Origin of the sequence: Mycobacterium bourgelatii, assembly GCF_010723575.1 — a bacterium.
GTDB lineage: Bacteria > Actinomycetota > Actinomycetes > Mycobacteriales > Mycobacteriaceae > Mycobacterium > Mycobacterium bourgelatii.
In genome coordinates, this window is the sequence record NZ_BLKZ01000001.1 from 1,898,925 (window position 1) to 1,912,333 (window position 13,409).

Sequence of the window (13,409 nt, forward strand, 5' to 3'; positions counted from 1 at the left end):
TCCTTGTCGTGGTCGGCCAATCGTCACCTCCCTTCGAGTGCTTTGTCACCATAGCGGTCGCCGGCACGGTCCTAGGCCCCAACCGCGCGTTCCAAGTCCTTCAACGATGTTTCCAAGTGTCCGAGCATGTGCTGCAGGTGCGGAACGCTGCGTCGGCAACCGACCAGACCGAAGTCGAGATTCTCGGCGTTGGTGGTGACCGTGATGTTCATCGCCTGCCCGTCGAGCGCGATTGACAGCGGATAGTTGCCGACCATCCGCGCGCCTCGCCAATACAGCGGGTCGGGTGAACCCGGCACGTTGGAGATGACGATGTTGAACGGTGGCGGAGCGGTGCGGATGAATCCCGGGATCAGGCCGAGGAACAGTCCTCCGGTCAGGAACGCCGACAGTGCCAGTTGCTGTACGCGCGGCAGCTTCATGAACACCTCTTTGGCCTCGGTCATCGAGGCGTTGATTCCCTGTAGGCGCTTGCCGGCGTCTTCGACGTCAGTGTGGAGGTTGCACAGGAGGGTTCCGACCATGTTGCCCCCGCCGTCTTCGTCCGGCCTGCGCAGGCTCACCGGGACCATGGCGACCAACGGGGCGGCGGGCAGGGCGTGTTGCTCGAGCAGGTAGGCGCGCAGCGCCCCTGAAGACATGGCCAGCACGACGTCATTGAAGGTCACCCCCGCGGCGGACTTCACCGCCTTGATGCGCTCCAGCGGCCACGATTGCGCGGCAACCCGCCGGGCACCGCCGATCCGGACGTTGAACATAGTCTTGGGTGCCCGGAACGGCATCGTGAGTTGTTGTTCGAGCAAAGCCGAGCGCGCCAGCGACAACGTCGACGGCAGCAGGCCCGCGGCCGATCCCAGCGTGCCGGCCAACATGTCCAGCGGCGACGACGTGTTGCCATTGTTGGAGCGGCGCTTCGGTTTCAGTTCCCACGGCACCCGCACCTCGTTATCGTTCGGGTCGGTGGTGAAGGCGCGCTGCATCAGCTTCTGGGCGGAAACTCCGTCCTGCAGCGAATGATGAAACTTGATGTATACGGCGTAGCGGCCGTCGTTGAGTCCCTCGACGAGGTGCGCCTCCCACAGCGGCCGGTGGCGGTCGAGCAGGCTGCCGTGCAGCCGTGACGCCAGCTCCAGGAGTTCACGGACCCGACCGGGCCGGGGCAGGGCGGACCGACGGAAGTGGTAGTCGAGTTCGACTTCTTTGTCGAGAGTCCAGGCGATGTTGGTCAGGGGGCCCGCGAACGCCGGATGTTTGCGGAACATGGGCTGCACGTCGGTGCACTGAAGCATGGATTCGTACGCCTCGGTGACGAAATCCTCGTCGGCGCCGTCCGGCGGCTGGAAGAGTTGCAGGCTGCCCACATGCATCGCATGTTCGCGGGATTCGCCGAGTAGGAACATCGAATCGGCCGGTGCTATCAACTGCATTTCGTCTCCCGGGGTAGTCGCTTCTCCGGGAATAACCAAGTCGGGCTCCCCGCACACCTACCCCCGCACACATATGCGGTGTTGTTTGGCCTAGTGGGCGCGGGGGAAGACGAGATCAGGTGGGACTTACCGTTGCCGTCACCGGACCGACCGGAGAAATCGGAATCTCGGCTGTCACGGCCTTGGAGCGCGAACCTGCCGTATCGAAGATCATCGGCATGGCGCGGCGTCCGTTTGACCCGTTGACGCGGGGTTGGGTGAAGACCACCTACCAGCAGGGCGACATTCTTGACCGCGACGCGGTAAATGCGCTGGTCGCAGAGGCCGACGTGGTGGTCCACCTGGCGTTCATCATCATGGGTTCGCGCCAGGAAAGCGAACGCATCAACCTGCGCGGCACCCGCAACGTGTTCGAAGCCACGGTCGCGGCCGGCCGACCACGGCGCCTTGTCTACACCTCATCCGTAGCGGCGTATGGCTATCACCCCGACAATCCGGTGCCACTGACCGAGGATGTGCCGGCCCGGGGATCCAGCGAGCACTACTACTCCGCGCAGAAAGCGACGTGTGAGGCGTTGCTCGCCGAGATCACCAAGGGTTCGTCGCTCGAGGTTTTCGTGCTGCGGCCGTGCATTGTCGCTGGCCCGGAGGCCCACGCCCTCGCCGGTGGGTTGCCCTGGATGAAGTTGCCGCCACGGATACGCGCCATAGCCAGGGCGCTGCCGATATTCAAGCCGATGATTCCCGACCCGGGCTTTCCGCTGCAGCTTGTTCACCATGACGACGTTGCGACGGCAATTGCGTTGGCCGCCACCGCGCCAGCTCCGCCCGGGGTCTACAACATCGCCGGCAAAGGGGAGATCACGGTCTCCGAGGTGGCCGAGGCCCTGGGTGCCCGGCCGATTCGAGTGCCGGCAGCGGCCGCGACCGCGGCGTCTGCGGCGGTTTCCCGGATGCCATTCGTGCCCTCCCTGCTCGAGTGGCTGCACGTGGCGCGGACGTCGATGGTCATGGACACCGCCAAAGCGGAACGTGAACTCGGCTGGCACCCGACCTATTCGTCGGCAGAGACGTTGGAGGCGCTGGCCGCTGCGCTGTGACCCGGCGAGTTGCCGTCAAGGTACGTTGGGGCGGTGACCGGACACGTCACCGCCCGTCGGCGCGTCAAGCATCTGGCCGCCGATCAAACGATCACCCGGCCGGAGGTGTTGGCCGTCGAGGAGCCGCTGGAGATTCGCCTCAACGGGAAACCGGTGACCGTGACCATGCGCACGCCTGGATCGGATATTGAACTAGCGCAAGGGTTTCTGCTTACCGAAGGGATGATCGCTCGGCGCGAGGACGTGGTGACCATTCGGTACTGCGATGGACGCGGCGAAGACGGTCTCAACACCTACAACGTGCTCGACGTGTCCCTGGCGGCCGGTGTCGGACTGCCTGATCTGGACGTCACCCGCAACTTCTACGCCACCTCCTCGTGCGGGGTCTGTGGCAAGGCCTCGCTGGAGGCGGTGCGATTGATCAGCCGGTACGCACCAGGAGACGATCCCGTGATCGTCGAGGCGGACACCCTGCGGGTCTTGCCGGACCAACTGCGCAGCGCGCAAAAGGTTTTCGCGTCTACCGGGGGGCTGCACGCCGCGGCATTGTTCAGCGCAGACGGCACCATGCTGGCGGTGCGTGAAGACATTGGCCGACACAATGCGGTGGACAAGGTCGTCGGGTGGGCACTGCAGAACGACCGGATACCGGTGGACGGCTCGGTGCTGTTGGTCAGCGGGCGGGCGTCGTTCGAGTTGACTCAGAAGGCATTGATGGCCGGAATACCTGTGCTGGCAGCCGTTTCCGCGCCCTCGTCATTGGCGGTGTCGCTGGCCGAGGAGTCGGGTATCACGCTGGTGGCGTTCCTGCGCGAGGACTCGATGAACATCTACACCAGGGCGGACCGGATCAGATAGCTTTCGCGCCTTGGGGATGAACGCGCGACTGTGCATAACCGGCCGCTGAGGTGGGTGGGACGACGATTCGTGTCAAACCTTGTCGGATCGGGCGTGCAGATTGATCGCATGACGACCGTGAAGACGATGAGTCGGGTGCAGTTGGGAGCCCACGGTGAGGCGCTGGCGGTGGACCACCTCACCCGGATGGGGCTACGGATATTGCACCGCAATTGGCGCTGTCGCTACGGCGAACTCGACGTGATCGCCTGCGAACCGGCCACCGGCACCGTGGTTTTCGTTGAGGTCAAGACACGCACCGGCGACGGCTACGGGGGGCTCCCGTACGCGGTCACCGAGCGCAAGGTCCGACGGCTACGCAGGCTGGCCGGCTTGTGGCTGGCTGATCAGAACGAGCGCTGGGCGGCGATACGCATCGATGTGATCGGCGTGCGAATCGGCCGGCGTCGCACTCCCGAACTCACCCACTTGCAGGGGATCGGCTGATGGCGCTCGGACGTGCCTTCTCGGTCGCGGTGCGCGGATTGGACGGGGAGATCGTGGAAATCGAAGCGGACATCTCATCGGGGCTGCCGGGTGTGCACCTGGTTGGGCTGCCTGACGCCGCGCTGCAGGAATCCCGCGATCGGGTGCGCGCGGCGGTGACGAATTGCGGCAACAACTGGCCCCAGGCGCGGCTCACGCTGGCGCTCTCGCCGGCGACGCTGCCGAAGATGGGTTCTGTATACGACATCGCCCTGGCGTCGGCCGTGTTGTCCGCGGAGTTGAAAAAGCAGTGGCATCGGTTGGAAAAGACCGTGCTGCTGGGCGAGCTGTCCCTGGATGGCCGGGTCCGGCCGGTGCGCGGCGTGCTGCCGGCGGTCCTGGCCGCCAAACGCGAAGGCTGGCCCGCCGTGGTAGTCCCCGTCGACAACCTTGCCGAAGCCAGCCTGATCGATGGGATCGACGTCTGGGGTGTGCGGACCCTCGGCGAATTGCAGAGCTGGCTCAACGGCGGCGCCGGATTGCACGAGAGGATTGCGACCACCCCCGCCGTCGAGGAGCCGGCCGCGGATCTGATCGACGTGGTCGGCCAATCCCAGGCGCGCTTCGCCGTAGAGGTGGCCGCCGCGGGCGCGCATCATCTCATGCTCACGGGTCCCCCCGGAGTCGGGAAAACTATGCTGGCGCAACGCCTTCCGGGCCTCCTTCCGCCGCTGTCGGAAGGCGAGTCACTCGAGGTGACGGCGATTCATTCGGTGGCAGGTCTGCTCTCGGGAGACACACCGTTGATCACCAGGCCACCGTTCATTGCGCCGCACCACAGTTCCAGCGTCGCGGCCCTGGTCGGCGGGGGCTCAGGGATGGCCCGGCCGGGCGCGGTCAGTCGGGCCCATCGTGGGGTGCTGTTCCTCGACGAGTGCGCGGAGGTCGGTGTCAGTGCGCTGGAGGCGTTGCGAACTCCGTTGGAGGACGGGGAGATTCGCCTTGCCCGCCGCGACGGCGTGGCGCGCTACCCGGCCCGATTCCAGTTGGTGCTGGCCGCGAACCCCTGCCCGTGCGCGCCGGCCGATCCTCGCGACTGCATCTGTCCGGCCGCCAGCAAGCGGCGCTACCTGGGCAAACTGTCCGGGCCTCTGATGGATCGGGTGGACTTGCGGGTGCAGATGTATTCGGTACGGGCCGGCGAGATTTCGGTGACTGACGGCGAATCGACGGCGCAGGTTCGGCAGCGCGTGACGCAGGCGCGCGATGCTGCCGCCGAACGGTGGCGGCCGTACGGATTCCGCACCAACGCCGAAGTCAATGGCCCCTTGCTGCGGCGGAAGTTCCGGCTCAGCAGTGCCGCGATGAAGCCGTTGCAGACCGGCCTCGAACGCGGGGTGCTGAGCATCCGCGGCGTCGATCGGTCGTTGCGGGTCGCTTGGAGCCTGGCCGACTTGGCGGGGAGGACCGTCCCCGGGCTCGACGACGTTGCCGCCGCATTGAGCTTTCGGCAAGCGGGGGTGTCGCGATGAGCGCTGACAAGAGCGAATTGTTGGCGTGGGCATATCTGTCCCGAGCCGCCGAACCCCCGTGCCCGAAGCTGGCCGCACTGGTGGCCACCGTGGGTCCGGTCGAGGCGGCCGACCGCGTACGACACGGCGGCGTCGACGACGAGCTAGCCAAACTCACTGCATCGAGACGCGAGATCGACAGCGCCGCAGCAGATCTCGAAATGCTTGAGAGTCGCGGTGGCCGGTTGATCACACCCGCCGACGACGAGTGGCCGGTACTGGCGTTTTCCGCCTTTGCCGGGGCTACCGCGCGGGCGCGGTCGGGCGGCGGCCCGCCCATGGTGTTGTGGGCGCTGGGGCCCGAGCGCCTGGACGAGATCACCCTGCGTGCCGCTGCCGTCGTGGGCACCCGGGCCGCCACCACGTATGGCGAGCATGTAGCGGCCGATCTGGCGGCCGGCCTGGTCGAGCGTGACGTCGCGGTCGTCTCGGGCGGCGCGTACGGCATTGACGGCGCTGCCCACCGCGCCGCGCTCGCCGGTGACGGTGTCACCGTGGCGGTGCTGGCGGGCGGGATCGACGTCCCGTACCCGGCGGGACACTCGGCGCTGCTGCACCGGATCGGCAAGAGCGGGTTGCTGATCACCGAATATCCGCCGGGCATCCGGCCCGCCCGGTACCGGTTTCTCACCCGCAACCGCTTGGTGGCCGCCGTTGCCGGCGGGGTAGTGGTGGTGGAAGCGGGTCTACGCAGCGGTGCCGCCAGCACCGCCGCGTGGGCCCGGTCGTTGGGCCGGACGGTTGCGGCGGTGCCTGGGCCGGTGACGTCGTCGGCGTCGGCGGGCTGTCATGTCCTGCTGCGCCAGGGCGCAGAGTTGGTCACCCGCGCGGAGGACATGGTCGAACTCGTCGGGCACATCGGCGAGGTGGCGGACGAAGAAGCGCGACCTACCACGCCCCTCGACGGGCTCGGCGAGACCGAACGCCAGGTCTACGAGGCGTTACCGGGTCGCGGTGCTGCCGCGCTCGACCAAATCGCGGTGGCGGCCGCGCTGGCGCCCGAACAGGTCCTCGGACCGCTGGCGCTGCTCGAGTTGGCCGGCTTGGTCGAGCGTGACGACGGCCGATGGCGCATCGTTCGCGACTCGTATAGTCAACGGGGGTCGGGGCTGGACAGGAGGACACGTGGCGGGTCGACCCGTGCAGAGCTTTGAAGTCGTGGGTACCGAGCAACTCTCCCGGCATATGGTCCGGGTGCGCCTCGGCGGTAGTGGATTTGACACCTTCGTGCCCAACGGCTTCACCGATTCCTACGTCAAGCTGGTCTTTGTTCCCGAGGACGTCGATGTGGCCGCGCTGCCGCAGCCGTTGACTCTCGACAGCTTCGCCGGCCTACCGCCCGAGAAGCAGCCACCGGTGCGAACTCTGACCGTTCGGCGGGTCGACAAAGAGGCCCGAGAGATCCTGATCGACATCGCGGTGCACGGTGAACACGGGGTCGCCGGGCAATGGGCGGCCCACGCCGAACCCGGCCAGCCCATCTACCTGATGGGCCCCAGCGGCGCCTACGCCCCGGACCCCGAGGCCGACTGGCACCTGTTAGCCGGGGACGAATCCGCGCTGCCCGCCATCGCGGCGGCGCTGGAAGCGTTGCCTGCCGACGCTGTCGGCAAGGCCTTCATCGAAGTCGCCGGCCCCGACGACGAGATCCCTTTGACCGCACCGGAATCGGTTGACGTGAACTGGGTCTACCGAGGTGGCAGGGCTGATTTGGTTCCCGCGGACCGTGCCGGCGATCACGCACCTTTGATCGAAGCGGTCACCACGACTCCCTGGCTTGGCGGGCAGGTGCAGGTGTTCATCCACGGCGAGGCGCAAGCGGTCATGCACAACCTGCGTCCCTACATCCGCAAAGAGCGTGGCGTGGAAGGGAAATGGGCTTCATCGATCTCCGGTTACTGGCGGCGCGGTCGCACCGAGGAGACCTTCCGGGAGTGGAAGAAGGAACTGGCTCGAGAAGAATCGGGGACTTGATGGCCTACGGCGACTACCAGCTCGAGATCTACTTCAAGGGCCTAGCCGGGGTGGTGCCCCAGCTGCCGATGAGCTTCGAGGAGTTGGAGGCCAGGGCCAAGGTGGCGATGCCACCGTCGGTCTGGTCCTATGTCGCCGGCGGCGCGGGCGACGAACGCACCCAGCGCGCAAATCGCGAGGCCTTCGATCGATGGGGCTTGATACCCCGCATGTTCGTTGGCGCCACCGAGCGCGACCTGTCCGTCGACCTGTTCGGTCTGACCCTGCCATCCCCGCTGCTCATGGCGCCGATCGGCGTCATCGGACTCTGTGCTCAGGACGGCCACGGCGACCTCGCCACCGCACGCGCCGCGGCCCGCACCGGAGTGCCGATGATCGCTTCGACGCTGACGGTCGACCCGATGGAAGACGTTGCTGCCGAGTTCGGGGATACCCCCGGATATTTCCAGCTGTATCCGCCGACCGATCGAGAGGTCGCGGCAAGCCTGGTCAACCGGGCCGAAGCCGCCGGCTACAAGGGCATCATCGTCACGTTGGACACCTGGGTCACCGGCTGGCGCCCCCGCGACCTGAGCACCTCCAATTTCCCCCAGCTGCGCGGACACTGCCTGGCCAACTACTTCAGCGACCCGGTGTTTCGGGCCAGCTTGCAGCGCCCACCCGAGGAAGACTTGCAGGGCGCCACGCTGCGCTGGGCACAGATTTTCGGCGGCCCGCTCACCTGGCAGGACCTGCCTTGGCTGCGTTCACTGACCGACCTGCCGCTGATCCTCAAAGGCATCTGCCACCCTGACGACGCGCGCCGTGCCAAGGACGGCGGCGTCGACGGCATCTACGTCTCCACCCACGGCGGTCGCCAAGCCAACGGGGGCCTGCCCTCCCTGGACTGCCTGCCGGGAGTGGTCGAGGCGGCCGACGGGCTGCCGGTGCTGTTCGATTCCGGAATACGCCACGGCGCCGATGTCGTGAAGGCTTTGGCGCTCGGGGCCACCGCCGTCGCGGTGGGCCGTCCCTATGCGTTCGGCCTCGCGCTCGGCGGCGTCGAGGGCATCGTGCACGTGCTGCGCATGTTGCTGGCCGAGACCGACCTGATCATGGCGGTCGACGGTTATCCGAACCGCAAAGATCTCACCCCGGAAACATTGCGGCGCGTCTACTGACCATCGCGCCGTCGCACCTGCGACGGTGGGGGCGTGGAGGCCGTCCTCGAGGAGTTCGACGAGTACCTGGCGCTGCAATGCGGTCGGTCGGCGCACACCCGGCGCGCCTATCTCGGCGATTTGCGCTCGTTGTTCGCGTTCGTCAGCGACCGCGGTGCCGACATCACAACGCTCAGCCTGCCGCTGCTGCGGTCCTGGCTGGCTACCGCGGCCGGCGCCGGCGCGGCACGCACCACGCTGGCCCGGCGCACTTCGGCGATCAAGGCGTTCACGGCCTGGGCTGTGCGGCGGGGAATACTCGCCACCGATCCCGCCGTCCGGCTGCAAACGCCCAAGGCCCATCGCACGCTGCCCGCGGTGCTACGCCAGGATCAAGCCTTGCAGGCCATGACCGCGGCGAAACTGGGCGCCGAGCAAGGCGATCCGATTGCGCTGCGCGACCGGTTGATCGTCGAGATGCTGTATGCCACCGGGATCCGGGTCAGCGAGCTGTGCGGGCTGGACACCGACGACGTCGACACCCGGCACCGGCTGGTGCGGGTCCTGGGTAAGGGCAACAAGCAGCGCACGGTGCCCTACGGGAATCCGGCCGCAGAGGCGCTGCGTGCCTGGCTCAGCGACGGACGCCCGGCGCTGGCGACCGCTGAGTCCGGGCCAGCGCTGCTGCTCGGAGCTCGCGGTCGGCGGCTCGACGTGCGGCAGGCGCGCACCGTCGTGCATCAGACCGTGAACGCGGTCGACGGCGCACCCGATATGGGTCCGCACGGACTGCGGCACAGCGCCGCCACCCACCTCCTCGAAGGCGGAGCGGACCTCCGCGTCGTACAGGAGTTGTTGGGGCATTCCAGCCTGGCCACCACGCAGCTCTACACCCACGTCGCGGTCTCGCGACTGCGGGCCGTACACGATCAGGCCCATCCGCGGGCGTAGCCGCGTCAGCCGTGTAACGGCTTGAGCCGGATCGGGGTCGACGCCAGCAGCCCGACCGGGTCGACATACTGCGCCCCGGAAGCCGGGCCCCACATGGCTCCCCAGTGCAAACACGCGGACGCCGGGCAACCGGGATGCCCGGTCACCAGCACGCCGAGCACGGACCCGTCGTCAACCACCTGGCCGACCCGGACGTTGGGCTGGACCGGTTCATAGCTGGTGTGCAGCCCACCGGGGTGGGCCAACGACACCACGGGCCGGCCGGCCAGTGGCCCGGCGTAGATAATTGTCGCCTCACCCGCAGCGTAAACAAGTTGGCCCGAGACGCCGGCGAGGTCCACACCCCGGTGGCCGGGAGTCCAATTCGGCGAGGGAGCGTCGAACCCGCGCACCACCGCAGGGGGAGGACGCAACGGCCACGCCAGCCTCGACCCGGCCGCATTGGCCTGCGGTGCGTCGACCAAGCTGAAGAACAAGGCCCAGAACAAGGCCAAGAACACGGCCCAGAACAGCGTCGGCAGCGCCATACGTCGCACCCGCTCAGTGCACCGGATCGACCGCCGGGCGGCCACTCAACCGCGCGTGTTCTGGGGACAACCAAAGTCGGTGTAAACTGCACGACGCAGCTCGTAAAGCGGGCTGACTTCGCGCGCCTGCATCGCGACCCAGTAATTCAGGGATCCGCAACGGCATGCCGAGCGGTCCCGTGGCCGGCCTCCTCTAGGGAGGGATGGGTACGGGTTCGGCATCGCAGCAGACGCCAGGGCCCGGCATCACCCGACGCCGGGCGACAACCGACACAAAAGGATATGGGCCTCACCATGGCTGTCGTAACCATGAAGCAGCTGCTTGACAGCGGCACCCACTTCGGGCACCAGACCCGTCGCTGGAACCCCAAGATGAAGCGGTTCATCTTCACCGACCGCAACGGCATCTACATCATCGACCTGCAGCAGACGCTGACCTTCATCGATAAGGCGTACGAGTTCGTCAAGGAAACCGTCGCCCACGGTGGGACAGTGCTGTTCGTCGGCACCAAGAAGCAGGCGCAGGAGTCCGTCGCTGCCGAAGCGACCCGCGTCGGCATGCCCTACGTGAACCAGCGCTGGCTGGGCGGCATGCTCACCAACTTCTCCACCGTGCACAAGCGGCTGCAGCGCCTCAAGGAGCTCGAGGCCATGGAGCAGACCGGTGGCTTCGAAGGCCGCACCAAGAAGGAAATCCTGGGCCTGACCCGCGAGAAGAACAAGCTGGAGCGCAGCCTCGGCGGTATCCGGGACATGAACAAGGTGCCGTCGGCGATCTGGGTCGTCGACACCAACAAGGAGCACATCGCCGTCGGTGAGGCCCGCAAGCTGGGCATCCCGGTCATCGCGATCCTGGACACCAACTGCGACCCCGACGAGGTCGACTACCCGATCCCGGGCAACGACGACGCGATCCGCTCGGCCGCCCTGCTGACCAAGGTGATCGCCTCCGCGGTCGCCGAGGGGCTGCAGGCCCGCGCCGGCCTGGGCCGCGGCGACGGCAAGCCCGAGGCCGCAGCTGCCGAGCCGCTGGCCGAATGGGAGCAGGAATTGCTGGCTTCCGCCACGGCCACGGCCGAGCCGGCCGCCGCGCCCGACACAACCACAGACGCGTCCTAAGAAAGGCTGACCATTGGCGAACTACACCGCTGCCGACGTCAAGCGACTTCGGGAGTTGACCGGTGCCGGCATGCTCGACTGCAAGAACGCACTGGTGGAGACTGACGGCGACTTTGACAAGGCCGTTGAGGCGTTGCGCATCAAGGGCGCCAAGGACGTCGGCAAGCGTGCCGAGCGGGCGACGGCCGAAGGTCTGGTCGCCGCCAAGGGTGGCGCGTTGATCGAGCTGAACTCCGAGACGGACTTCGTCGCCAAGAACGCCGAATTCCAGGAGCTGGCCGACAAGATCGTCGACGCCGCCGTGGCTTCCAAGGCCGCGGATGTCGACGCACTCAAGGCCGCCAGCATTGGAGACCAGACGGTCGAGGAGGCCATCGCGGCGCTGTCGGCCAAGATCGGCGAGAAGCTGGAGCTGCGCCGGGTGGCGCAATTCGACGGCACCGTCGAGGCCTACCTGCACAAGCGGGCCGCCGACCTGCCTCCCGCGGTGGGTGTGCTCGTCGAGTACACGGGCGACAACGCAGAGGCGGCCCACGCCGTCGCACTGCAGATCGCCGCGCTCAAGGCGCGCTACCTGTCTCGCGACGACGTCCCGGAGGACGTGGTGGCCAGCGAGCGCCGCATCGCCGAGGAAACCGCCAAGGCCGAGGGCAAGCCCGAGCAGGCCCTGCCCAAGATTGTCGAGGGGCGGCTCAACGGCTTCTTCAAGGACGCCGTGCTGCTCGAGCAGCCGTCGGTGTCCGACAACAAGAAGACCGTGAAGGCCCTGCTGGACGAGGCAGGCGTGACCGTCACCCGGTTCGTTCGCTTCGAGGTGGGCCAGGCCTAGCGCGGCATGGCACGCGTACACGCCTTCGGGGACGACGCCCTCGGCGATCTCGATGGGATAGCGCTCGCCGAAGAGATCCGCTCGGGCCGGGTTAGCCGGGCCGAGGTCGTCGAGGCGGCCATCTCCCGCGCCGAGGCCGTCAATCCGAAGCTCAACGGCCTGGCGTACGCGGCTTTCGACCGGGCGCGCGATCAGGCGCGCCAGGAGATGCGCAGCCCGAGTCCCCAGGGGGGCTTCTTCGACGGTGTACCGACCTTCATCAAGGACAACGTCGACGTCGCCGGCGTGCCGTCGATGCACGGGACCGATGCGTGGCAGCCATTCCCGGCGCCTAAAGACAGCGAGATCACTCGACTGCTGCTGGATACCGGGCTGATCGCGCTAGGCAAGACGCAGCTGTCGGAATTCGGCTTCAGCGCATCCGCCGAACACCCCCGGCTGGGGGCGGTCCGCAATCCGTGGCACACCGACTACACCGCCGGTGCGTCCTCGTCCGGGTCGGGCGCATTTGTTGCGGCCGGCGTCGTGCCGATCGCGCATGCCAATGACGGGGGCGGCTCCATCCGGATCCCGGCCGCGGTCAACGGGCTGGTCGGGCTCAAGCCGTCCCGCGGTCGATTGCCGCTGGACCCGGAGTTTCGACGGCTGCCGGTGGGCGTCGTCGCCAATGGGGTGGTCACCCGCTCTGTGCGTGACACCGCGGCGATATTCCGCGAGGCGGAGCGCATCTGGCGTAATCCCAAGCTGCCGCCGATCGGCGACGTCACGCGACCGGGTAAGCGACGCCTGAAGATCGGCGTGATCACGCGTTCCGTGGAGCGGGAGGCTGGCCCCGAAGTCAAGCAGCCGACGTTGAAGACGGCGGCGCTGCTCGAGGAGCTCGGCCACCGTGTCGAGCACGTCGACGTGCTTCCGGTGCCGGGTAGTTTCGGCGACGATTTCAAGCTGTACTGGGGGCTGCTGGCGTTGGGGCAGATCGGTGTCGGGCGTCGCGCATTCGGCCCCAGCTTCGACCGCGATCGGCTGGACGCGCTGACGTTGGGACTGGCCCGCCGCGCCCGCACCAGCATGCACCGACTCCCGGTGGCGATCGCCCGCCTGCGCAGGACGCGACGGCACACCGCACAGCTGTTCCGTAGCTATGACGCGCTGCTCACGCCGACGCTTGCGGACGTGACGCCGCCGATCGGGCACTTGGCGCCCACCGACTACCAGCAACTCCTCGACCGGCTGACGGACTGGGTCGCGTTCACGCCGCTGCACAATGTCACCGGTGACCCCGCGATCTCGCTGCCACTGGCTGCTTCCGCGGACGGGTTGCCGGTGGGGATGATGCTTTCGGCCGAGGTCGGCCACGAAGCGCGGCTGCTGGAATTGGCGTACGAACTCGAAGAGGCCCATCCGCCGGCCCGCATCCAGGACTGAGTGGACTGACTGGACTGAGCGCGC

13 protein-coding genes are annotated in these 13,409 nt (G+C 67.5%); 11 read left to right on the forward strand and 2 right to left on the reverse strand.

Annotated features, from left to right (window positions below; genetic code table 11):
• Positions 1–71: 71 nt before the first annotated feature.
• Complete coding sequence (locus G6N68_RS08425; protein ID WP_163710317.1) at positions 72–1,427, reverse strand: WS/DGAT/MGAT family O-acyltransferase; 1,356 nt, start codon at positions 1,425–1,427, stop codon at positions 72–74.
• 119 nt (positions 1,428–1,546) lie between these two features.
• Between G6N68_RS08425 and G6N68_RS08430 the strand changes: the two genes are divergently transcribed.
• From G6N68_RS08430 to G6N68_RS08465, 8 genes are all read left to right on the forward strand, one after another.
• Positions 1,547–2,527, forward strand: a complete 981-nt coding sequence (locus tag G6N68_RS08430) for an NAD-dependent epimerase/dehydratase family protein (protein ID WP_163710320.1) — start codon at positions 1,547–1,549, stop codon at positions 2,525–2,527.
• 33 nt (positions 2,528–2,560) lie between these two features.
• Positions 2,561–3,385, forward strand: coding sequence for a formate dehydrogenase accessory sulfurtransferase FdhD (gene fdhD, locus G6N68_RS08435; RefSeq protein WP_163710324.1), 825 nt, complete (start codon positions 2,561–2,563; stop codon positions 3,383–3,385).
• Positions 3,386–3,493: 108 nt separating this feature from the next.
• Positions 3,494–3,871 (forward strand): YraN family protein, encoded by a 378-nt coding sequence (locus tag G6N68_RS08440; RefSeq protein ID WP_163710327.1) that lies wholly within the window; start codon positions 3,494–3,496, stop codon positions 3,869–3,871.
• Complete coding sequence (locus tag G6N68_RS08445) at positions 3,871–5,382, forward strand: YifB family Mg chelatase-like AAA ATPase (RefSeq protein WP_163710330.1); 1,512 nt, start codon at positions 3,871–3,873, stop codon at positions 5,380–5,382. The genes G6N68_RS08440 and G6N68_RS08445 overlap by 1 nt, the downstream gene beginning before the upstream one ends.
• A complete protein-coding gene (gene dprA, locus G6N68_RS08450) occupies positions 5,379–6,575 on the forward strand; it encodes a DNA-processing protein DprA (RefSeq protein WP_163710332.1) in 1,197 nt (398 codons plus the stop codon). Before G6N68_RS08445 ends, dprA begins: the two co-directional genes overlap by 4 nt.
• Positions 6,547–7,395: a siderophore-interacting protein gene (locus G6N68_RS08455; protein ID WP_163710335.1), complete on the forward strand. Its 849-nt coding sequence runs from the start codon at positions 6,547–6,549 to the stop codon at positions 7,393–7,395. Before dprA ends, G6N68_RS08455 begins: the two co-directional genes overlap by 29 nt.
• A complete protein-coding gene (locus tag G6N68_RS08460) occupies positions 7,395–8,555 on the forward strand; it encodes a lactate 2-monooxygenase (RefSeq protein ID WP_163710338.1) in 1,161 nt (386 codons plus the stop codon). The genes G6N68_RS08455 and G6N68_RS08460 overlap by 1 nt, the downstream gene beginning before the upstream one ends.
• Before the next feature lie 33 nt (positions 8,556–8,588).
• Entirely contained in the window at positions 8,589–9,485 is an 897-nt protein-coding gene (locus tag G6N68_RS08465) for a tyrosine recombinase XerC (protein ID WP_163710341.1), read from the forward strand.
• 5 nt (positions 9,486–9,490) lie between these two features.
• Here G6N68_RS08465 and G6N68_RS08470 read toward each other — a convergent pair whose 3' ends face one another.
• Positions 9,491–10,012, reverse strand: a complete 522-nt coding sequence (locus G6N68_RS08470; protein WP_163710344.1) for a M23 family metallopeptidase — start codon at positions 10,010–10,012, stop codon at positions 9,491–9,493.
• A 294-nt stretch (positions 10,013–10,306) separates the two neighbouring features.
• Between G6N68_RS08470 and rpsB the strand changes: the two genes are divergently transcribed.
• Genes rpsB through G6N68_RS08485 form a run of 3 tightly spaced genes read left to right on the forward strand, consistent with a single transcriptional unit; the run spans position 10,307 to position 13,385 of the window.
• On the forward strand, positions 10,307–11,131 hold the full coding sequence (gene rpsB, locus G6N68_RS08475; protein WP_163710348.1) for a 30S ribosomal protein S2: 825 nt from the start codon (positions 10,307–10,309) through the stop codon (positions 11,129–11,131).
• A gap of 13 nt (positions 11,132–11,144) precedes the next feature.
• On the forward strand, positions 11,145–11,960 hold the full coding sequence (tsf, locus tag G6N68_RS08480) for a translation elongation factor Ts (protein ID WP_163710351.1): 816 nt from the start codon (positions 11,145–11,147) through the stop codon (positions 11,958–11,960).
• 6 nt (positions 11,961–11,966) lie between these two features.
• On the forward strand, positions 11,967–13,385 hold the full coding sequence (locus tag G6N68_RS08485) for an amidase (RefSeq protein WP_163710353.1): 1,419 nt from the start codon (positions 11,967–11,969) through the stop codon (positions 13,383–13,385).
• The last annotated feature ends 24 nt before the right edge of the window (positions 13,386–13,409 follow it).